At 72.3% G+C, this 21,445-nt stretch carries 14 protein-coding genes; 7 read left to right on the top strand and 7 right to left on the bottom strand.

Annotated elements, in window-relative coordinates; translation table 11 throughout:
- Positions 1 to 58: 58 nt before the first annotated feature.
- The 4 genes from AB0L71_RS31800 to AB0L71_RS31785 all read right to left on the bottom strand — a co-directional run bounded on the left by AB0L71_RS31800 (position 59) and on the right by AB0L71_RS31785 (position 3,609).
- The gene (locus AB0L71_RS31800) at positions 59 to 433 is read right to left on the bottom strand and encodes an RNA polymerase-binding protein RbpA (protein ID WP_007262928.1); all 375 of its coding nucleotides are present in this window, start codon (positions 431 to 433) and stop codon (positions 59 to 61) included.
- A gap of 266 nt (positions 434 to 699) precedes the next feature.
- Complete coding sequence (locus AB0L71_RS31795) at positions 700 to 2,052, bottom strand: MFS transporter (RefSeq protein WP_365249909.1); 1,353 nt, start codon at positions 2,050 to 2,052, stop codon at positions 700 to 702.
- A 68-nt stretch (positions 2,053 to 2,120) separates the two neighbouring features.
- Positions 2,121 to 2,885, bottom strand: a complete 765-nt coding sequence (locus AB0L71_RS31790) for a glycerophosphodiester phosphodiesterase (protein WP_365249896.1) — start codon at positions 2,883 to 2,885, stop codon at positions 2,121 to 2,123.
- A 52-nt stretch (positions 2,886 to 2,937) separates the two neighbouring features.
- Complete coding sequence (locus tag AB0L71_RS31785) at positions 2,938 to 3,609, bottom strand: hypothetical protein (RefSeq protein ID WP_365249893.1); 672 nt, start codon at positions 3,607 to 3,609, stop codon at positions 2,938 to 2,940.
- Between the two features lie 103 nt (positions 3,610 to 3,712).
- Here AB0L71_RS31785 and AB0L71_RS31780 point away from each other — a divergent pair, with 103 nt between their 5' ends.
- A complete protein-coding gene (locus tag AB0L71_RS31780) occupies positions 3,713 to 5,212 on the top strand; it encodes a PLP-dependent aminotransferase family protein (RefSeq protein ID WP_365249890.1) in 1,500 nt (499 codons plus the stop codon).
- 62 nt (positions 5,213 to 5,274) lie between these two features.
- Here the strand turns inward: AB0L71_RS31780 and AB0L71_RS31775 are convergent, their stop codons facing one another.
- Positions 5,275 to 6,906, bottom strand: coding sequence for a hypothetical protein (locus AB0L71_RS31775; RefSeq protein WP_365249887.1), 1,632 nt, complete (start codon positions 6,904 to 6,906; stop codon positions 5,275 to 5,277).
- A gap of 37 nt (positions 6,907 to 6,943) precedes the next feature.
- On the bottom strand, positions 6,944 to 7,138 hold the full coding sequence (locus tag AB0L71_RS31770; RefSeq protein ID WP_365249906.1) for a hypothetical protein: 195 nt from the start codon (positions 7,136 to 7,138) through the stop codon (positions 6,944 to 6,946).
- Positions 7,139 to 7,444: 306 nt separating this feature from the next.
- Between AB0L71_RS31770 and AB0L71_RS31765 the strand changes: the two genes are divergently transcribed.
- From AB0L71_RS31765 to AB0L71_RS31740, 6 genes are all read left to right on the top strand, one after another.
- Positions 7,445 to 7,837 carry an ankyrin repeat domain-containing protein gene (locus AB0L71_RS31765; protein ID WP_365249884.1) on the top strand — a complete coding sequence of 131 codons (393 nt, stop codon included), beginning with the start codon at positions 7,445 to 7,447 and terminating at the stop codon, positions 7,835 to 7,837.
- A 220-nt stretch (positions 7,838 to 8,057) separates the two neighbouring features.
- A complete protein-coding gene (locus AB0L71_RS31760) occupies positions 8,058 to 9,476 on the top strand; it encodes a HEAT repeat domain-containing protein (RefSeq protein ID WP_365249881.1) in 1,419 nt (472 codons plus the stop codon).
- 127 nt (positions 9,477 to 9,603) lie between these two features.
- A complete protein-coding gene (locus AB0L71_RS31755) occupies positions 9,604 to 13,281 on the top strand; it encodes a hydantoinase B/oxoprolinase family protein (protein WP_365249878.1) in 3,678 nt (1,225 codons plus the stop codon).
- A gap of 83 nt (positions 13,282 to 13,364) precedes the next feature.
- Positions 13,365 to 14,891, top strand: a complete 1,527-nt coding sequence (locus AB0L71_RS31750) for a hypothetical protein (RefSeq protein WP_365249876.1) — start codon at positions 13,365 to 13,367, stop codon at positions 14,889 to 14,891.
- Positions 14,892 to 15,075: 184 nt separating this feature from the next.
- A complete protein-coding gene (locus AB0L71_RS31745; protein ID WP_365249873.1) occupies positions 15,076 to 16,005 on the top strand; it encodes a hypothetical protein in 930 nt (309 codons plus the stop codon).
- A 67-nt stretch (positions 16,006 to 16,072) separates the two neighbouring features.
- On the top strand, positions 16,073 to 20,824 hold the full coding sequence (locus tag AB0L71_RS31740; RefSeq protein ID WP_365249870.1) for a hypothetical protein: 4,752 nt from the start codon (positions 16,073 to 16,075) through the stop codon (positions 20,822 to 20,824).
- A gap of 169 nt (positions 20,825 to 20,993) precedes the next feature.
- Here AB0L71_RS31740 and AB0L71_RS31735 read toward each other — a convergent pair whose 3' ends face one another.
- Positions 20,994 to 21,395 carry a hypothetical protein gene (locus tag AB0L71_RS31735; RefSeq protein ID WP_365249903.1) on the bottom strand — a complete coding sequence of 134 codons (402 nt, stop codon included), beginning with the start codon at positions 21,393 to 21,395 and terminating at the stop codon, positions 20,994 to 20,996.
- Positions 21,396 to 21,445: the final 50 nt, after the last annotated feature.

Below are 21,445 nucleotides of genomic sequence, written 5' to 3'. Positions count from 1 at the left end.
GCTGCGACACATGCTGAATGTGTCGCAGCCCGCGGCTCTGTCACGTGCGGTGATGCGGTCAGGCGGATTTCCGGCTGTCCCGCGGATGCACGGCGATGTTCATGGCTCCGGAGCGCAGGACCGCCAGTCTCTCGGCCAGCACCTCCTCCAGCTCCTCGCGTGTGCGCCGCTCCATGAGCATGTCCCAGTGCGTACGCGCGGGCTTGCCCTTCTTCTCCTCGGGGCCATCCCCGTCCACCAGGAGTGCCATGGCGCCGCACGCCTTGCACTCCCACTCCGGCGGAATTTCCGCCTCTACCGAGAACGGCATCTCGAATCGATGTCCGTTCTGGCATGCGTACTCCACCGCCTGGCGCGGGGCCAGATCGATGCCGCGGTCCGTCTCGTAGCTGGTAACCACGAGTCGCGTGCCGCGGAGAGCTCGCTCACTCATGAATCGTGCCTCCCGGGCTTGTCGCCCACAGGACAGGTGTCGCTGTCGTCGTCATCCGGTCAACGTCCGGTCGGCGGCAAAGATTCCCGTTGCCGGTCATGCGTCGCCCGTCGTGCCGCTGCTTTTTTCAGGGTTGGGGTACCCGCCAACGCCCGGTTTGTCACATCTGGCGGAAGTTGTCACCCAACGGTCTGTCTTCTTCCACTCGCAGTAACGGTCCTCCGGGCAGGCCAAAGGCGTACACTACCGGCCTTTTACTTCAACGTCTAAATCCGTTCCGGAACGGGATTCCCCGCAGCCGCCACCGCCTGCCGGATCGGCACCCTCGCGAGCAGTACGGAACCGATCACGAAGAAGATCGCCAACGAGATGATCGCATCCCGGTAGCTCCCGGTCAGCTGGTACGCGAGGCCGAACACCAGCGGCCCCAGCCAGCTCAGTCCGCGGTCGCTCATCTCGTACGCCGAGAAGTACTCGGCCTCCTTGCCGCGCGGCACCAGGTGGGAGAAGAGCGAGCGGGACAGTGCCTGGCTGCCGCCGAGCACCAGGCCGATCGCCGCGGCCAGCAGATAGAAGTAGGCCGGCGCGTGGGCAGGCAGAAGACAGCCGGCGACCAGGATCAGCGCCCACACGACGAGGGAGCCGAGAATCGTGTTCTTCGCGCCGTACGACCGTGCCAGCCGGCCCATCGCCAGCGCTCCGGCCACCGCGAGCACCTGCACCAGCAGCACGGCCGTGATCAGCGTCGTCTGGTCGAGACCCAGCTCCTCGGACCCGTACACGGAGGCCTGGGAGATCACCGTCTGCACACCGTCGTTGTAGACGAGGTAGGCCAGCAGGAAGGAGAGGGTCAGCGGATGGCGGCGCATGTCCCGCAGGGTGGCCGTCAACTGGCGCCACCCCGCACCGACCGCTCCCTCGCCGCCCGCCGGCATCCGCCGGTCGCGCAGCCGTCGCAGGGGTACGAGGGTGAAGGCGCCCCACCAGACACCGGCCGACGCGAGACAGATCCGCACGGCATCGGACTCGGAGAGGCCGAAGGAGTCGTGGCCCGTGTAGAGGACCAGATTCAGGACGAGGACGAACGCACCCGAGGTGTATCCGAATGCCCAGCCGCGTGAGGAGACCGCGTCCCGCTCCTCCGGTCCGGCGATCTGCGGAAGGTAGGCGTTGTAGACCACCATCGACACCGAGATCGCGGCATTCGCCACGATCAGCAGGAAGACGCCCAGCAGATACCGCCGGCCGTCCAGGAAGAACATGCCGGCGGTGGCGGCGGCCCCGGTATAGGCCGAGGCCGCGAGCAGAGGTTTCTTCCGGCCCGTGCGGTCCGCGGCGGCGCCCACGACCGGCATCAGGGCCACCGCGACCACGATGGACGCGGAGACCGCGTAGGCGAAGAGCGATCCTGCGCGCACCGGTATGCCGAGCGGGTGCACATAGCCGTCCGCATCGGCGGCGGCCTTGGCGATGGAGGTCAGATAGGGGCCGAGGAAGACCGTCACCACACTCGTCGAATAGACGGAGCAGGCGAAGTCGTAGAAGTACCAGCCCCGTTGTTCGCGTCTGCGGCTCGCGGCGTCGACAGCACCCGTCGTGGGTCCCGCCGGCTCTGTGATGTCCGCGGTCTCGGCGCTCAAGCCGCACCCCCTGGTCTCTCCCCGTGGAGACCTGGCACGGTCGGCGGTCAGGCCCAGGCCCCCCGCTCGCGGAGCACCGTACGCAGCGTCTCGATGTGATCGGTCATGATGCCATCGACGCCGAGATCGAGGAGCGCCGCCATCCGCGCGGCATCGTTCACCGTCCAGACGTGCACCTGGAGTCCGCGTGCGTGCGCGGTGCGCAGGAAGCGCCGGTCGACCACCCGGACTCCGTTCTGGCTCTCCGGCACCTGGGCGCACACCGCGCCGGCCCGCAGCGCCGCCGGAATGCCGTACGACCGCAGTCGCAGGCCCAGCACGCCGCGCACGCCGTAGGACGTGGCGAGCTGCGGCCCCGCGAGGCGGTGGGCCCGGGCGACCCGGCTCTCCGAGAACGAGCCGACGCACACCCGGTCCCAGGCGTTCGTCCGGCGGATCAGGTCGACCAGCGGCACCAGCGCGGACTCGGCCTTGATGTCGACGTTCCAGCGGGCCTCGGGGAAGGTCTCCAGCAGCTCCTCCATCAGCGGCAGCGGCTCCCGGCCCGCCACCCGGGCCTGCCGCACCGCACTCCACGGCAGCGCGGCTATCCGGCCCCCGGCGTCCGTCACACGGTCCAGGGTGGCGTCGTGGAAGGCCACCAGACGACCGTCCGCCGTGGTGTGCACATCGGTCTCGAAGTAGCGGTACCCGGCATCGGCGGCCCGGCGGAACGCCGCCGTGGTGTTCTCGATACCGTCCGCGGCGCCGCCCCGATGGGCGAAGGCCAGCGTCGCGGGATGGTCCAGATAGGGGTGGCGTACGGAGGTCACAACGGAAGTATGGCTCGCCCCGGGGACAGTCCGGTGACGGCGGCCCCCGCCGTCACCGGACGCGCGACACGACGGCGCCTTCGCCGGCGGACGTCGCTGCGGCCTCTGCTGTCGGCTCCGCACCGATGGCGAACAGCCGCAGAAAGGCCTGGGCGAGCGGCCCGATGGCCAGGGCGTAGAGCACCGTGCCCGCGCCGAGGGAGCCGCCGAGCGCGAAACCGGTCACCACGACGGCTGCTTCGATCAGGGTGCGGACGAGGCGGATGGAGCGACCGGTGCGCAGATGCAGACCGGTCATGAGCCCGTCGCGCGGTCCCGGGCCGAACCGTGCCGCGATGTACAGCCCCGTCGCCGCACCGTTGAGCACGACACCGGCGGTCAGCACGGCGATCTGTGTGGCGAGGTGGTGTACGTCGGGCACGAGCGCCAGGGTGCCGTCCATGGCGATGCCGACGGCGAAGACATTGGAGACGGTGCCGAGCCCGGGGCGCTGCCTGATCGGTATCCACAGCAGCAGGACCACGGCCCCGACGAGGATAGAGACCACTCCGATGGACAGTCCGGTGCGTCCGGCCAGTCCCTGATGCAGCACCCCCCAGGGTTCGAGGCCGAGACCGGCGCGGACCAGGAGTGCCGAACTCGCCCCGTAGAGGGCAAGGCCGACGTACAGCTGGATCAGCCTTCGAGTGAGATGCGTCCCGTGCGAGGCGGAGGTGATGGACAAGACGGTGCCCCCTGGAGTGGTGGTGGTGGACTGCTGCATGCCACTCTGTGGCAGGGGAATGGTCGCCAAATATGGCCAATCCGAGGAAGGTGGACTGAATTCCATGGCGCAGTGGACTTCTGTGGTCGGTGCGACTCAGCTGGCTCGGCAGCTCCGGGCCCAGCAGCACCGGCCCGTCGGACCGGGCGCCCGCAGACCGCCCGCCTACCGCGCGCTGGCCGACGGGATCAGGCTGCTCGTCCTGGAGGGGCGGGTGCCGGTCGCCGCCCGGCTGCCCGCCGAGCGCGAACTGGCGCTCGCCCTGTCCGTCAGCCGCACCACCGTCGCCGCCGCGTACGAGGCGCTGCGGACCGAGGGGTTCCTGGAGTCCCGCAGAGGAGCCGGCAGCTGGACCGCCGTCCCGGCGGGCAATCCGTTGCCCGCACGCGGCCTGGAGCCGCTTCCCCCGGAGTCGCTCGGGTCGGTGATCGACCTGGGATGCGCCTCGCTGCCCGCCCCCGAGCCGTGGCTGACCCGGGCGGTCCAGGGCGCCCTGGAGGAACTGCCGCCGTACGCCCACACCCACGGCGACTACCCGGCCGGTCTGCCCGCGCTGCGGCAGATGATCGCCGACCGCTACACCGGGCTCGGTGTCCCGACCATGCCCGAACAGATCATGGTCACCACCGGGGCGATGGGCGCCATGGACGCGATCTGCCACCTCTTCGCCGGCCGCGGTGAACGGATCGCGGTGGAGTCCCCGAGCTACGCCAACATCCTGCAGCTCATGCGGGAGACGGGCGCCCGCCTGGTGCCGGTGGCGATGGAGGAGGGGCTCGGCGGCTGGGACATGAACCGGTGGCGGCAGGTGCTGCGGGATGCGGCGCCACGGCTCGCCTACGTCGTCGCGGACTTCCACAACCCCACCGGCGCACTGGCCGACGAGGACCGGCGGCGCGACCTGGTGGAAGCGGCCCGCTCCGCCGGTACGGTCCTGGTCGTCGACGAGACCATGAACGAGCTGTACCTCGACGCCGACGTGCGGATGCCGCGCCGGGTCTGCGCCTTCGACCCCGCGGGCTCCACCGTGCTCACCGTCGGATCGGCGAGCAAGGCCTTCTGGGCCGGCATGCGGATCGGCTGGGTGCGCGCCGCCCCGGACGTGATCCGCAGCCTCGTGGCCGCTCGTGCCTACGCCGACATGGGGACGCCCGTGCTGGAGCAGCTCGCTGTCAACTGGCTGATGAGCACCGGTGGTTGGGAGGAGGCCGTGCAAATCCGCCGGGAACAGGCGCGGGCGAACCGGGACGCGCTCGTCGCCGCCGTCCGCCGGGAGCTGCCGGACTGGGAGTTCTCCGTTCCGCACGGCGGGCTGACCCTCTGGGTGCGGACCGGCGGCCTCTCCGGTTCCAGGCTCGCGGTGGCGGGGGAGCGGGTCGGTGTACGGGTGCCTTCCGGGCCCCGGTTCGGCGTCGACGGTGCCTTCGAGGGGTACGTACGGCTGCCGTTCACGGTCGGGGGGCCGGTGGCGGACGAAGCCGCCGTACGGCTCGCCGCGGCGGCGCGACTGGTGGGTTCGGGGGCGGGCGCGGGCATCGAGACGCCGCGGACCTTCGTCGCCTGAGCGACGGACGGCGGGGGCGACGCGCCGGCCGGTGCGTCACCCCCGCGGTCCGCGGGGCCCGTTCAGTCGGTGACCGCCATGCCTTCGACGGCCACGGCCGCCGTCACGGAGCGCGGCATCGCCGGGTCCGGGACGCTCGCCTCGACCGGTGCCGCCTCCACGGCAGGTGCGGCGGCCTCCTCGACCGGTGCCTGCCGTCCGGGGAGCAGGGCCAGGACGGCCTGCCGCTGCGCCTCGCTGGTCGCCTCGTCGTAGGGGTCCGGTGTGGCCGGGACCTGGAGCCGCAGGACCGGGCCGGTGCCGAGCCGCGCGTACCCGCGGCCGGGCGGTACGTCCGGTGTCGGTGTCGTGTGCGGCTCCGTGCCGAGCACCGACTCGACCTCCTCACGCGAACAGCGGCCGAGGACGACCCGGGCCCTGGTGTGGGTCCGTACGGTGTCGCCGAGGGTGTCCAGGCTCTCGAACTGATCGGTCATGACCACGGTGACGTTGGCCGCCCTGCCGTGCCGCAACGGCACCTGGAGCAGTTCCTGGGGGTCGGGTCTGCCGTCGACGGCCGCCAGATGGCCGAGGACGCTGGGCCGGTCCAGCAGGATCCAGAGAGGGCGCCTTATGTCGTCGGGGACGGGGTGGCCGGACTGCCGTGCCCGGTTCGCCGCGATGAGCCGGCGCTCCGTCTCATGGGCGGCCCACTCCAGGGTCGCCAGTGCGCCCGTCAGGCCGCACTCCACGGCCAGGACGCCGTCACGTCCGGTCAGGCAGGCGTACTCGCCCGTTCCGCTTCCTTCGACGATCAGGATGTCGCCGTGCTGAAGGGCCTGCAGGGCGATGGAGCGCAGCAGCGTGGTGGTGCCGCTGCCCGGCTGTCCGACGGCCAGCAGGTGGGGTTCGGTGGAGCGGGCGCCGGTCCGCCAGATGGCGGGAGGCGCGTCGCGGATCCCGTCGCCGTCGTTCACGGGGACGGTGCGCTGCACCGAGCCGCCGTCGGTGAAGCCCAGCACGGTCTCGCCGGGGGCGGTGACGAAGCGCTGGGCCCCGATCGAGGCGGGCAGGGCGTCGAGCACGCTCATGACGAGGCGGTTGCCCTCCTCGTTCCATGCGAAGTGGTACTCGCGACCGCGGCCGGACTTGGTGTGCAGCAGCTGCTCGATGCGGAGGCGGGAGGCGGGCTCGCTGTCGGTGAAGTAGGCGGGGTACGCCACCTTCAGGCGGGTCGGGCGCCCGTCGTCGTCGAACTCGTAGTCGCTGAAGACCTTGTCCCAGTCGCCGCCGTGGGCGTACAGCGGGCTGGGGTCGTCGGCCACGGAGAAGTACGGCACGAGCGCCTCGTACAGGGACCGCAACCGCCCCGTCTCCGCGTCGTCGGGGCCGGCTCCCACGGGGGTCCGGTCCCGCCCCTTCCACGCGGCCGCACCCATCAGCGTGATCAGGGCGAGCATGGGCCCGTACGGGACCAGCGCGATCCCCAGGACGCAGGCCGCGACGGAGAGCAGTGCCGGTCCGCGCTTGTCCTTGGGTGTCGCGACCCACTTGCGCCGCGCGGCTCCGGCCAGCAGCCGCAGCCCCCGAGCGATCACCAGCAGCGGATGCAGGACGTCGCCGGCGTGGTCGGCGGCGGTGCGCGTGAACTCGCGACCGCGAGTGATCGTGGCGCTGCCGGTGCGCAGAATGCGGGGGAGTGGTTGCCGGGCCACGTCGGTCTCCTGAAGGGGTGGGAGTGGTTGCGGAGGGTCAGAACTTGATTCCGCCCAGGAGACCGGCGAGGCTCGCGCCGCCCGCGGTGATGCTCGGTGCGATCGCGGTGCCTGCCAGGTAGAAGCCGAACAGCGCAGTGACGATGGCGTGCGATGCCTTGAGCCCGTCCTTCCTGAAGAACAGGAAGACGATGATGCCGAGGATGACGACGCCTGACATGGAAAGGATCATGAGGTGCTCCTGGTTGAGGGGGACAGTCACCATGAGTCCTTCCAGGTTCACCGGAAGTATCTATACGGTAAAAGTCGCATTCGGGTGAAAAGTCTGAATTTTCACTGGAATGGCCGATGGTGAAGTACCGCCGGCCGGAGAAACCGACGTCGCGCACTGCTGTGACGCATGTGTTTCCTTGTCGTCGGAGGGCAGGAGTGCGGGTGTGCCGGAGCAGTACCCTGTCGATTCGTCCGTGCGGCCCCGATGGAGTGTTCCCCGCACGTCAGCACCGATGAAGCCGGTCCATGGAAGGCGGTCCGTCCGATGAGCGAAACACCCGATCCCGAGGTGGTCGAGCTGGCGACGAAGGTCTTCGACCTCGCCCGCCGTGGCGAGACCGAGACCCTCGCCGCCTATGTCGACGCCGGCGTGCCCGTGAATCTCACCAACGACCGGGGGGATTCGCTGCTGATGCTCGCCGCCTATCACGGCCACGCCGAGGCGGTCACTGCTCTCGTCGGCCGTGGCGCCGATCCCGACCGGGCCAACGACCGCGGGCAGACACCGCTCGCCGGGGCCGTCTTCAAGGGCGAGACCGACGTGATCACTGCCCTGCTCGCCGCGGGGGCCGACCCGGCGGCCGGAACTCCCTCCGCGCTGGACACGGCGCGCATGTTCGGCAAGGCCGACCTGCTGGAACTCTTCGGCTCCCGCTGACCGGGGTGCGCCAGAAATGTGGTCGCGTTGGCGAAATGGCTGGGTCATCATGACGTCGCGGGCCCGTTCCGGGCCACCGACGAGAGGCAGAGGAAGATGGTCTACACCAAGCGGAAGACGGCGGTCGGCCGATCATGTTGCTGCGCGGCGTAGTGCCCCAGGCGGCACGTGGAACTGCACGGTCCCGGTTGCGTCGACAGCTTGATGTGAGGCTTTTTTCATGTTTGATCCGTTCATAGCGCCGAGCGGCACTCTGCTCGGGCTGCTGCAGAGGGGCCGTGGCGACGGCACGCTCCACGCGCTCGCCGCGCCACGCCCCGAGGCCCTGGCGGCTCTCAACCACTGCGTCCTCAGCGATCCGCGTCACGACTGGCAGGTCGAGAACCGCTCGCTCTACTACGCGCGCCTGTATCTCGACCTCGACGGCGGCATCGAAGAGATCGAGCGCCACCTCTGCGACCCCGAGGACCGCATCGACACCGGCGAGGCGCGCACCGGACTGGCCCTCGCCGTGCTCGGCCACCTCGCCTCGTACGGGCGGGACGACGCCCTGGCGCTGCTGCGGCGGTACGCCGCGACCGGGGCCAACTGGGCCTGGGCCCTCGACGAACTCGCCCTGCGCGACGACGACACGGGGCTCCGCGCCCTCGCCGTACCCGTGCTCGGCCGCTTCCCGGCCACCCCGGAAGGCGCCGCCGCCCTGGCCGCCGCCGTACGGGACGCCTACGAACCCCGCCCCTGGCGGCTCTGGGCGGACGACCCGCGCGACGAGGTCGGGGCCAGGATCAGAGCCGCCTCGGAACAGGGGTCCTTCGACCGCTGGCAGCGGCAGATGCGGCCCGGTGGCCCCCGCCCCGGCTGGAGCGTCCAGGCCGTCTTCGACTGGGCCCAGCAGGGCGTCGAACGCGGCAGTTCCCTCCACGTCCCGGCCGCGCGCTGCCTCGGCGCCGTCGCCGGGCCCGAGGACCGGCCCACGATCATCGCGGCCGCCCGCAGCGGGCCCGAGGGTGCCCGGTGTGCCGCCCTGCACTACCTGGCCGAGGCCAGGGACCCGGACGTACTCGATCTGATCGAGAGCGCCGCGACCGATTCCTCGCACGGCGTCGCCGACGCCGCCGTGGCCGCCTTCGAGCGGATGTGCGGCGACGCGGCGGTGGAGCGTGCCAGGCGATGGGCCCGGCGGCCCGACGCCCTCGGCGCGTCCGCGGCCGGAGTGCTCGCCTGCCGGGGCGGCGCCCAGGACGCGCCGCTGGTCCTCGCCGCGCTCCGCGAGGCGGTGCGGGGCGAAGGCCCGGACGCGCCGCGCCTGTGGACGCTCGTCGACGGCACCGGCCGGCTCGGTATCGCCTGCGCGGCTCCCGTACTCCGCCACATCTACCGGGAGACGTCCTCCTCGCAGCTGCGTGGCCGGGCGGCCCGCGCCCTGGCGGCGACCGACCCCTCCTTCGCCACCGGATTCGCGGTGGAATGCCTGTGGGACTGCGAGGAGACCACCCGCGAGGTCGCCGCGCTCCATGCGGAGACCGGCGACATCAGAGTCGCCGAGCGACTGCGCCGGCTCGCCGCGGATCCGGCCGAGGAGGCCGAGGTGCAGACCGCGGTACGCAGCCGGATCGGGCCCGACATCCCCTCGGTCTGACCGCGGCACGCACAGCGGCGGCCCTCCCGGGGCCCGGGGTACGTCCGGCTGGCCGGCGCCGGCCGGGACACCGGAACCGGCCGTGCCGTCGGCGGCCACCGGCCGTGCCCCGCGCCACCATGGAGGGATGACCGGACGCTGGGAGTTCTGGATCGACCGTGGCGGGACGTTCACCGATGTCGTGGGCCGGGACCCCGGGGGACGCCTGGTCACCCGCAAGCTGCTCTCCCACGATCCGGACCGCTACCGCGACGCCGCCGTGGCCGGAATCCGGGGACTGCTCGGCCTGAGCCCCGGCGACCCGGTCCCCGCCGACCGGGTCGCCGCGGTGAAGATGGGCACCACGGTCGCCACCAACGCCCTGCTGGAGCGGCGCGGCGAACCCACCGTTCTCGTCATCACCGAGGGCTTCCGGGACGCCCTGCGCATCGCGTACCAGAACAGGCCGAGACTCTTCGACCGCCGCATCCTGCTGCCCGAGGCCGTGTACGACCGGGTGATCGAGGTTCCCGAACGGATCGACGCCCGCGGTCGTGTCGTGACACCACTGGACCGTGACGCGGTCACCGAACGGTTGCGGGCCGCCCGGGCCGACGGTCTGCGCAGCGCCGCGGTCGTCCTGATGCACGGCTACCGTCACCCCGGGCACGAGCGCGCCGTGGCCGCCGCGGCACGCGAGGCGGGCTTCACCCAGGTCAGCTGCTCGCACGAGGTGAGCCCGCTGATCAAGCTCGTGCCCCGCGGCGACACCACCGTCGTCGACGCCTACCTCTCGCCGATCCTGCGCCGGTACGTCGACGAGGTCGCCCGCGAACTCCGCGACATCCGGCTGATGTTCATGCAGTCCAACGGAGGGCTGCGCGAGGCGTCCCACTTCCGGGGCAAGGACGCGGTGCTGTCCGGCCCCGCCGGTGGCGTGGTCGGCATGGCCCGTACCTCCGAGCAGGCCGGATTCGACCGGGTCATCGGCTTCGACATGGGCGGCACCTCCACCGACGTCTCGCACTACGCGGGGGAGTTCGAGCGCGAGCTGGGCACCCAGGTGGCCGGTGTACGGATGCGCGCCCCCATGATGACGATCCACACCGTCGCGGCCGGCGGCGGATCCGTCCTGCGCTTCGACGGCCGGCGCTACCGGGTCGGCCCCGACTCGGCGGGCGCCGCACCCGGTCCGGCCTGCTACCGCCGCAGCGGGCCGCTGACCGTCACCGATGCCAATGTGATGCTCGGCCGGGTGCAGCCCGCGTACTTCCCGGCCGTCTTCGGTCCGGACGGGGACCTCCCGCTGGACGCGGACACCGTCCGCGAACGCTTCGCCGCACTCGCCGACGAGGTGGCGCGCGCCACCGGAACGTCCCGGTCGCCGGCCGAGGTCGCCGCCGGATTCCTGGAGATCGCCGTGCTCAACATGGCGAACGCCGTCAAGAAGATCTCCGTCCAGCGCGGACGCGACGTCACCCGCTATGCCCTGACCGGCTTCGGCGGTGCCGGAGGCCAGCATGTCTGCGCCGTCGCCGACGCCCTGGGCATCGACACGGTCCTCGTGCCACCCCTGGCCGGGGTGCTGTCCGCGTACGGCATCGGCCTCGCCGACGCCACCGCGATGCGTGAACAGTCCGTCGAGGCGGAACTGAACGAGGAGACCCGCGCAGCGGTGGGCCGACTCTGCGACGAACTCGCCGCCCGCACCCGCGCCGAACTCCGTGCGGACGCCATCCCCGACAGCGCGATCCGCACCCACGCGCGGGTGCTGCTGCGCTACGCCGGTACGGACTCCAGCCTCCCCGTCGACCTGGACACCGCACCCGCCATGGCCGAGGCATTCACCGCGGAGCACCGCGCACGCTATGCGTTCACCATGGACAAACCCCTGGTCATCGAGGCGGTGTCGGTCGGGGCGGTCGGCTCGGCGGGAACATCCGCACAGCGTCCCGCAGCCCGCACGGCCCCCGGGAGCGCGAGGCCCCGGCCGTGCGACACCGTCACGTTGTTCGCCGGCGGCCGATGGCAGGAAGCACCGCTCCACCGGCGCGAGGAGCTGCACCCCGGTGACATCGTGACCGGCCCTGCCGTGATCGCCGAGCCGGACGCCACCACCGTGGTCGACCCCGGCTGGCAGGCCGTCCCCGCCGCTACCGGTCACCTGCTGCTGACCAGGGTCCGCCCCCGTCCGGACCGCAAGGCCGTCGGTACCCGGGTCGACCCGGTCATGCTGGAGGTCTTCAACAACCTCTTCATGTCGATCGCCGAACAGATGGGCGTACGCCTGGAGAACACGGCCCACTCCGTCAACATCAAGGAGCGACTCGACTTCTCCTGCGCCCTGTTCGACGCTCAAGGCAACCTGATCGCCAACGCGCCGCACATTCCCGTGCATCTCGGGTCGATGGGGGAGTCCATCAAGGAGGTGCTCCGGCGCAACGCGGGCACGATGCGGCCCGGCGACGTGTACGCCATCAACGACCCCTACCACGGAGGCACCCATCTGCCCGATGTGACCGTGGTGACCCCTGTGTTCGACGAGAGCGCCACCGGCAGACCGTACCTGCGCTTCCTCGTGGCCTCGCGCGGGCACCACGCCGAGATCGGCGGCATCACTCCCGGCTCCATGCCGGCCTTCAGCCGCACGATCCACGAGGAAGGAGTGCTCTTCGACAACTGGCTGCTGGTACGGGACGGCAGGCTCCGCGAGGGCGAGACACGCGAACTGCTCAGCACCGCTACTTATCCCTCCCGCGACCCGGAGACCAACCTCGCCGATCTCCGCGCCCAGATCGCCGCCAACGAGAAGGGCATCACCGAACTCCGGCACATGGTCGACGAGTTCGGGTCCGAGGTGGTGGCGGCCTACATGGGGCATGTGCAGGACAACGCCGAAGAGTCCGTCCGCCGGATCATCGCCGAACTGCACGACGGCTCCTACCGATACGAGACCGACAACGGCGCGGTCATCGAGGTCACCCTCACCGTGGACAGGGCCGCCCGCAGCGCGATCGTCGACTTCACCGGCACCTCACCGCAGCAGCCGGGCAACTTCAACGCGCCGAAATCCGTGGTGATGGCCGCCGTGCTCTACGTCTTCCGGACCCTGGTCGCCGACGACATCCCCCTCAACAGCGGCTGCCTCGAACCCCTGGACATCAGGGTTCCGGAAGGATCGATGCTGGCGCCCGTCCACCCCGCCGCCACCGTCGCGGGAAACGTCGAGACGTCCCAGGCCGTCACCGGCGCTCTGTACGCCGCGCTCGGCATCCAGGCCGAGGGGTCCGGCACCATGAACAACCTCACGTTCGGAAACGACCGCGTCCAGTACTACGAGACCATCGCGAGCGGCTCCGGAGCGGGCGACGGCTTCGACGGCGCCGACGCCGTACAGACCCATATGACGAACTCCCGCCTCACCGACCCCGAAGTCCTCGAATGGCGCTACCCGGTGCTGCTGGAGAGCTTCCGGGTCCGGGACGGCAGCGGGGGCCGGGGACGTTGGCACGGCGGCTGCGGCGTGGAGAGGCGCATCCGGTTCCTCGAACCGGTCACCGTGACGCTGCTCAGCGGCCATCGCCGGATCCGGCCGTACGGCATGGCCGGCGGCGAACCCGGCGCACTCGGCGAGCAGTACGTCGAGCGTGCGGACGGCCGGACGGTCACGCCCCTGCGGGGCTGCGACAGCGCGGACCTGGAACGAGGGGACGTACTGGTACTGCGCACTCCGGGCGGCGGTGGCTACGGGGCCCCGGAGCCGTCACCGGGCCGCCGGAAGGAAGGTGTCGGGGCGGGTGCGACATCGCCCGGCAACGGCGGATGACGCCAGGGGGCGGCCGCCTTCTGACAGGGGTGGCTTCTGCGCCGTTTCGACCGTTGTCGGTATGAGGACCTAATCTGTGCAACGTGACTTCGCCTGCCTACACGGACAACGCTGCGCCCCAGCTCAGCGCGGGGACGCGGCCCGCCCCGGGCCCGGCCGCCGACGAGGGGCTCTCGCGGCGGCTGCGCGCGCTCGCCTGCACGGCGCCGCTGCACGACCTCGATGCGCGCAAGGCGAATCTGGCGGGTGAGTACACCGTCTACGCGATGGCCGAGGTCGCCCTCGCCGCCATCGACCTCGTCACGCTCAACATGGACTTCGACACGGGCGCCGACCACGACAAGATAGTGGCCAGACTGCTTCCCCGCGTCGCCGCCCAGGCCCCCGACCGCCCGGCCTCCGAACACGAGAGGGTGGCCCGCTGGGTTCTGGAGAACCTGATCAATGTCGGCAGCGTCGACCGTGGATTCCGGGCGGTGTACGGCACTTTCGGTCCTGATGGGGTGTATGTCCGCCGCGATTACGACTTCAAGCTGATCGAAGAAGTACCGGGCCACGGCGGCACCGTCTACCTCCGGGCCACCGACGAAGCGGTCAACGTCCTGGTCGGCGCCCTCGACACGGACGTCACCAGCGCCCAGATCGCCGCCGAGGTGAAGCTGGAGATCCTCATCAGCCGAGGCCGCCTCGCGGACGCCCAGCTCGCCGCCGAACAGGCCCGCTACCGCACCGTCCAGTACGCCGAGACCCTCCGCAAGACGCTGGAGGCGACCCGGCGCAACGTCCGGGCCGTCGACTGGCTCAACACCGTGCCCGACATGATCGCCGAAGCCCTCGAGCACGTCGCCGACCGCTACCGCCACGAGAACGCGATCCTCACCAACATCCGCAAGGCACGGGACGAGGCCGAGGAACCCGAGCACAAGCGGCGCGCCGCCGAGCTCGTCGACATAGTGAAGGACTGCATCCGCCGTCACACCCAGCTGCAGTCCCGTCTGCTGGAAGCCGGACCGCTCTTCCGCGCCGAACAGGACCGGCAGGCCTTCGCCGCCCCCATGGCCCGCAGCGGCCTCGATCTCTACGGTCAGTTGGTCGCCCCGTTGCTGCCGCTCCCCGTCGAACAGGCCATCCGCGCCACGGACGCGTTCTTCGCGCACGGCACCGGGCTGCGTACCCCCACCGCGGTGCGGGTGGCCGACCTCGTCGAGATGCTGCTGACCCCGCCCCTGGAGCGGGAACACCTGGGCGCCGAGATGCCCGAGCCCGATCTGATCGCCACTCCGGACGACAGCAGGTTCAGCGAGGAACAGCTCGCGAGCGCGATGGAACTCCTCGACCTGGAGCACGACGCCCCGCGCCGGCTCTCCGGGCTGCTGGCGGAGGCCCGGCGCAGCGACCCAGAACTCCCCTACCTGGTCGCCCTGCTCGCGGTGCACGCCGCGAGTCCGCCGGTCGGTACCGCCTACCGGCAGGGCGAGCAGCGCCTGTTGTTCTCCGTCGACGACGGGACGCAGCTCGACGACCCGGAGTTCGGTGGTGCGGACCTGATAGTGGGCACCGCCCTGCTGGATGCGGCCGGGATGGCCGCGGACCGCTCGGAGGCGTCATGAACAGCGCCCTGCATGCCGTACGCCGGCCGACGTCCACCGGCCGACGGATTCCGTACACCCCCGGTCTCCGGAATCCGGGCGCGCGCCGGACCGCGCCGCCCGGGACCGGGCGAACCGGCGCCACCCGCCCCGAGTCGAAGAGTTCCGCAGTACCGAAGAGTTTCCGCATCAAGGAGCGACAGTCGTGAGCGACCACCGCGCACAGCACACCGAAGCGTGGAGCGAGCCGACCGCCGCGTACGCCACCGGGAGCACCGTCCCCGCCGACCCGGCCGGGCCCTCCGCCACCGCACCCCTCACCCCGGCCGACGCAGCCGACGCCGCCCGGCTCGTCGCCTTCGGGCTGCAGCCCAAACTGCTGCCCGCACGAGACGCCGAGTACACGGAACTGCTCCGCCGCTACCGCGAGGACCCCGCCTTCGCCCGGCTCGCCGACGCCGTGGCGACCGGCCTGGGACTGGTCGTCCTGGAGGTGTCCACCCGCGCCGGCATGGCCGTGACCGCCGGCGAGGACTCGGTCTTCGCCGTCCGCATGGGCGATTACGCCCGCCGGGCCTCGTCCGACTCCGCAGACCGCTTCCTGCACGGCCTCGCACACCTCGCCGTCGCGGCGATGGCCTTCCCCCGCCCCGAGGATCTCGCCGACGACGCGTACATCGGCCGGATCACCGTCAACGGCGTCGACTCGTTCGTGCGCCAGGCGTGCCACCGCCTGGAGGAACGGGCCGAGGAGCACGGCGACAACACCGACCCGGCCACCGACGCCCCCGGACTGGAGGCGGCCTGGCGGATCTACGCCCGGCGCAGCGCCACCGGAGCCACCAAGGACGCCCGACGGCTGGCCGGATCCACCACCGGCATCGTCGGCAAGGCCGTGGCCTTCCTCACCGATTCCGGCTTCCTCCAGCGCACCGGGGACGACGCCGGAGGCGCCTTCCGCACCACCGCCCGCTATCAGCTCCAGGTACGCGACATGGCGGGCACCGCCGCCATGGCCGAACTGCTGGAACTGGGCGTCGTCCCGGTCACCGACGGAACGGCGACGCTGCTGCCGCCGCCCGACCCCGCCGATCTGGAACTGGTCGCCGACGCGGGTCTGCCCTTCCACTCCTGACCCGCCCCCTCACCGCAGTCTCCGCTCCGCCTTCCCCCCGCTGTCCGAACGACGAGAGTCCGCCGCCATGTACGAGCTGTCCCGGGTCCGCCTCTACTCCATCGGGCCTGCCGGCGCGCGCTACGCCGACACCGTGCTCGACCTGCGCGGAGTGGGCGAGCCCGTGCCCAACCCCGCCCCGGCACAGGCGGAGTTCTTCGAGGAGGAGCCCGTCGGCCCGCCGCGCCGGCCCGCCCCCGCCGGGGTTCTCTTCCTGGAGAACGGCGGCGGCAAGTCGGTGCTGCTGAAGCTGATCTTCTCGGTGATGTTGCCCGGTCACCGCAACACCCTCGGCGGGGCCAGCTCCGGCGTGCTGCGCAAGTTCCTGCTCGCCGACGACTGCGGGCATGTCGCCCTGGAGTGGCAGCACACCCTCACCGGCGAGTGCGTGGTCGTCGGCAAGGTCAGCGAGTGGCGTGGACGGCAGGTGTCCAACGACCCGCGGAAGTTCGCCGAGGCCTGGTACTCCTTCCGCCCCGGGCCCGGGCTCAGCCTGGACTCCCTGCCGGTCGCCGAGGCCACGTCCGTGCACCGCCCGGTCGAAGGCGTCTCTGGCGCGCAGGGCCGACGGCGCACGATGAAGGGCTTCCGCGACGCCCTGACCGAGGCGGGCAAGTTCTACCAGCACCTCGATGTGCACTGGGAAGAGATCCACGACCGCTGGAACGAGCACCTCGGAGATCTCGGTCTCGACCCCGAACTCTTCCGCTACCAGCGCGAGATGAATGCCGACGAGGGCGAGGCGGCCGGTCTCTTCGCGGTCAAGAAGGACTCCGACTTCACCGACCTCCTGCTCCGCGCCGTCACGGACACCCGTGACACGGACGGCCTCGCCGACCTGGTGAGCGCCTTCGGCAACAAGCTGGGCCGCCGCGCCGAACTGACCGCGGAGCGAGACTTCACCGCGGGCTCGGTCGATCTGCTCGGCCGGATCGTGGAGGCCGCCGGCGTCCGGTCCCGCACCCGGGACATCCACGCGGGCGCCGAGCGCCGCACTCGCACGCTCGCCCACCGGCTCTCCGCCCGCGCCGCCCGGGAGCGGGGGCGGACCGCAGAACTGGCCGAGCAGGTGACGGCCGCCGCCCACACCGTCACCGCCGCCGAGGAGGCCCGCAGCCGCAGCGCCCTGATCGCCTCCGAACTCGCCTACCGGCACGCCTCGCTGGCGCTCGCCGCGGCGGAGAAGGGCGCGGCCGCCCAGCGCCGCGAACTGGGCGATGCCCGCACCCTGCACGCGGCCTGGCAGGCCGCCGAGGCCGTGCTGCGGCACCGCGCCGCCGCCGATCGCTCCGCACGTGTGGCCGTCGCCATCCGCGAAGCCGAACGGGACGCCGCGCCCGCGCTCGCCGCCCGCGCCGAGGCCGCCGCCGATCTCGTACGGGCGCTGCACAGCGCGGCGGAGGCCGGCGAGACCCTGGCCAACGAGGAGGAGGAGCGCTCCGACACCCTGCAGGCGGCCGGCGAGACCGCCCACCGCGACGCCACCACTGCGGCAACCGAGGCCCAGCGCGCCCGCAGCGAGGCCGGACATCTGCGCCAGCGTCTCGCCGAGGTCGAGCAGGAGACGGCCGACGCGGTACGGGCCGGCTGGCTCGACAACTCCGCGCCGGACGCCGATCCGGCGCGCGCCGCCCTTGCCGCGAGTGACGCCGAACAGTCCGCCGTCGCCGCCTGGGACACCGCCCGGGAGGCCGCGCGCTCGGCCGCCGACCTGGCCCGCGAGGCGGCAGCCGCAGAGGGCCGTGCCGAACTGGCCGCAGCACGCGCCGCCGATGCCGCTCAGGCCGCGGAGCAGGCGTACGAGGCCGAGCTGAGGGCCGCCGAGTCGATCGCGGCCGATCAGCGCCTGGCCGATCTGCTGGGCCTGCCGGGCACGCCCGGGACCGGCGTGCCCGGCACCGGCGTGCCCCGGCCCCGCAGCGCGGCGGCCGACCCGGAGGCGGGCAGCCCGGACCAGGCCGTCCGCGACACGCACGCCGCCACCGCCGAACAGCCCGCCGCCCCCGAACGACCGCTCACCGCCCAGGAGCTGGACCGCAGCGCCGACGAACTGCGGGAACTGCTCGACCAGGGCATCGCCTCCGCCGAACGCCGCCTGTTCGAACTGCGCACCGCGGCCGCCGACGACTCCCGCATCCTCGGTGCACTCGGTGACGGCGGACTGCTGCCGCCCGGCCCCGATGTGCTCGCCACCGTCGAGTACCTCGGCGAGCACGGCATCCCCGCCCTGCCCGGCTGGCGCTACCTCGCCCAGGCCGTGGACCCCGCCGACCACGCAGCCGTCCTCGCCGCCCGTCCGGAACTCGTCGACGGTGTCGTCATCACCGACCCCGACTCGCACGCCCGCGCCCGCGACGTCCTCAGCGGGGCCGCCCTCCTGCCGCGATCCGCCGTCGCCGTCGGCACGGCCGCCGCGCTGCTCGCCCCCGTCCCGGCCGCCAGCACGGGATCGGCCGCGGGTACGGAGGTGTTCCTCGTCCCGCCGAACCCCGCCATGCACGACGAACACGCGGCCGACGAGGAGCGACAGGCCCTCAGGAGCAGGGCCGCCGCCCGGGACGAGGACATCCGTGCCCTCGCGGCCCGTCTCGCCGGCGACCGCGCCCTCGCCGCCCGGATCGGCTCGTGGCGCGCCGACTGCCCGCCCGGCATGCTCGCCGAACTCGCCGAGGCCGCGCACGCGGCACGTGCGGCCGCCGAGGCCGCGGAGGCAGCCCTCGCCGAAGCCCGTACGGTGCGCGCCGAGGCCGACGAGGCCGCTGCCGACACCGCCCGGGTGCGCGACGAACGCCAGGAGACCGCCCAGCGCGCCCGCCGCGCCGCCGACGCCCTCGCGGGTCTCGCCCACCGGCTCCGCGAACGGGCCCGCTGGCAGGTGAAGCTACGCGAACTGGCCGACGAGGCAGCCGAGTCCGAGGCCCGGGCCACCGCCTGCCTGGAGCGGGCCCGCGCCGCCGACGAGGACCGCAGGGCCGCCCAGCGTGCCGCCGACGACGCCCGCCGCACGGCCCGCGCCCTGCGCGCCGAACGCGCCGAGATCGCGGGTGCCCCCGAACACCTCCCGGAAGCCGGGGAGGACACCCCGCGGACCTCGCTCCCGGCGCTGCGGGAGGCCTACCGGGCCGCGTCCCAGCTGTACGAGAAGGTGGGGGTCGGCGCCGACCTGCGCGCCGAACAGGCCCGCGCGGAGAGCGACGAGAGCGCCGCCCTCGCCGAACTGGACCGGCTCACCAACAAGGTCCGCACCCGGGCCGCGCAACTCCTCGAAGGCACCGACGGTGCCGACGGCCCCTCACGGCAGGCGGCCGCCGCCCGTGCCGAGTCCCTGGTGCAGCTCCTGGAGACCCGGGCCTCCACCGCGAGCGAGCAGCTGGGCCGGCTGCGAGGCGAGGCCGAGCGCCTGGCCCCGGTCGACGGCGAGACCCATCACACCGAACTCCCCGATGACCTGGTCCCGGCCGACGCCGAGCAGGCCCAGGCCCTGCTGCGTACCGCCACGGCCGAACGCACCTCGGCCACCGCGACCCTGGACGCCGCCCGCGCCGCTCACGCCGAGCTGTTGCACGCCCACCGCACCGCCGAGGACTCGGCGGGAGGCTTCGACGAGACCGCGGCGCTCCTGCGCGACCTCCTCAGGGACCAGGGCACGGACGACGACACCGAGGCCCCCGAGCCGTACCCGGGCAGCCTCGACGAGGCCAGGCAGTCCGCCGCGGAGGCCCGCCGTTCCCTGCGCGGCTGCGCCGGCGACCTGTCCGCCGCCGAGAGTGCCGTCCGGGAGGCGAGCGACGTCCTCGTCCGACACGCCAACTCCACCCGCTACGAACAGGTCCGCACCCCCGCCCGTCAGCAGATCCGCGAGCTGCCGGCCGCGGCGCTTCCCGAGCACGCCGAGAAGTGGGCCGCCGCGTTCGCGCCCCGGCTCCGTGTCCTCACCGACGAGCTGGCCCAGCTGGAACGCAACCGCGATTCCATCGTCGACCGGCTCCGCGGCCTCGTGGAGTCGGCGCTCGCCACCCTCCGCTCCGCCCAGCGGCTCTCCCGGCTCCCCGAAGGACTGGGGGAGTGGTCGGGGCAGGAGTTCCTCCGGATCCGCTTCGAGGAACCCGACCAGGCCGTACTCACCGAGCGGCTCGGTTACGTCATCGACGAGGCCACCCGTGCCGCCCTGAAGAAGAGCTCCGACCTGCGCCGGGACGGTGTGTCCCTCCTGCTGCGCGGTGTCCAGGCGGCCCTGGAGCCGAAGGGCGTCGCAGTGGAGATCCTCAAGCCGGACGCGGTGCTCCGCGCCGAACGCGTTCCGGTCGGACAGATGGGCGACGTCTTCTCCGGCGGCCAGCTTCTCACGGCGGCCATCGCCCTGTACTGCACGATGGCCGCACTGCGCAGCAACGACCGTGGCCATGACCGGCACCAGCACCGGCACGCCGGCACGCTCTTCCTGGACAACCCCATCGGCCGCGCCAACGCCACCTACCTGCTGGAGCTCCAGCGTGCGGTGTCGGACGCCCTCGGCGTGCAGCTGCTCTATACGACGGGACTGTTCGACACCACGGCGCTCGCTGAATTCCCGCTGGTCATCCGGTTGCGCAACGACGCGGACCTGCGAGCCGGGCTGAAGTACATCAGCGTGGAGGAGCATCTGCGCCCCGGGCTTCCGCACCAGGACCCGAACGGCGGGGCGGTCCACGGCGAGATCACCGCCACCCGCATGTTCAAGCGCTCCACGACACCGTCCGACACGGTCCAGGCCGCCTCTCCGGGCACGTCCGGCGGGTAAGGGCGAACAGGGGCGCCGCGAGCAGGGACCAGGAGTCCGGAGGCCGTCTCCACGAACGGGGACGGCAGGGAGGGATGCCGCGCGGCCTCACACCGTGCGCCCGGTTGTGGGGATCCGGCCCCTGAGGCGTGCCTGGCGTGTCGGGTGCGGGGGTGCGTCGGGGCGGCGCTCAGGCCCGCGAGAGCTTGCCCGTGCCCTCGCGGCGTATTCGGGTGCCGCCGCGCCGTACGGCCCGCGCCTCCCGCCGCGCACTGCGCCGCTCACGGCGCAACTCCCGCGCCGAACTGCTCGGTACGGACACGACACCGTTGCGCTGGTTCCAGACCTGTCGGGTGATCCAGACGTCCAGCACCGACCACGTCGCGATCACTGTGCTGCCCACGCTGCTCAGCACCATCGGAAAGGCCAGCCAGGACGTCGTCAGCGTGCACAGGAACGCCACCATGGCCTGCGTGATCGTCAGTGACACGATGAGGACGGCACGCACGGCGGCCGTACGGACCGGGTCCGGCATCCGTCGCCGGACCGCAGGCTCTTCCACCCAGAGCTGTCTGCGCTGCTGGCGCGGGATCTCCGCCCCGCCGACCGCCGCCGAAGCCGTCGCCGTCGGTGCCGACGGCA

Source organism: Streptomyces sp. NPDC052052, assembly GCF_040680455.1.
Classification (GTDB): Bacteria; Actinomycetota; Actinomycetes; order Streptomycetales; family Streptomycetaceae; genus Streptomyces.
The sequence above is the reverse complement of the archived record's forward strand: the minus strand, read 5'-3'. Positions and strand labels throughout refer to the sequence as shown.

Coding starts and splice junctions, on each gene's coding strand:
- AB0L71_RS31800 (WP_007262928.1), bottom strand. CDS start 433: ATGAGTGAGCGAGCTCTCCGCGGCACGCGACTCGTGGTTACCAGCTAC.
- AB0L71_RS31780 (WP_365249890.1), top strand. CDS start 3,713: ATGGCGCAGTGGACTTCTGTGGTCGGTGCGACTCAGCTGGCTCGGCAG.
- AB0L71_RS31770 (WP_365249906.1), bottom strand. CDS start 7,138: ATGATCCTTTCCATGTCAGGCGTCGTCATCCTCGGCATCATCGTCTTC.
- AB0L71_RS31765 (WP_365249884.1), top strand. CDS start 7,445: ATGAGCGAAACACCCGATCCCGAGGTGGTCGAGCTGGCGACGAAGGTC.
- AB0L71_RS31760 (WP_365249881.1), top strand. CDS start 8,058: ATGTTTGATCCGTTCATAGCGCCGAGCGGCACTCTGCTCGGGCTGCTG.
- AB0L71_RS31755 (WP_365249878.1), top strand. CDS start 9,604: ATGACCGGACGCTGGGAGTTCTGGATCGACCGTGGCGGGACGTTCACC.
- AB0L71_RS31740 (WP_365249870.1), top strand. CDS start 16,073: ATGTACGAGCTGTCCCGGGTCCGCCTCTACTCCATCGGGCCTGCCGGC.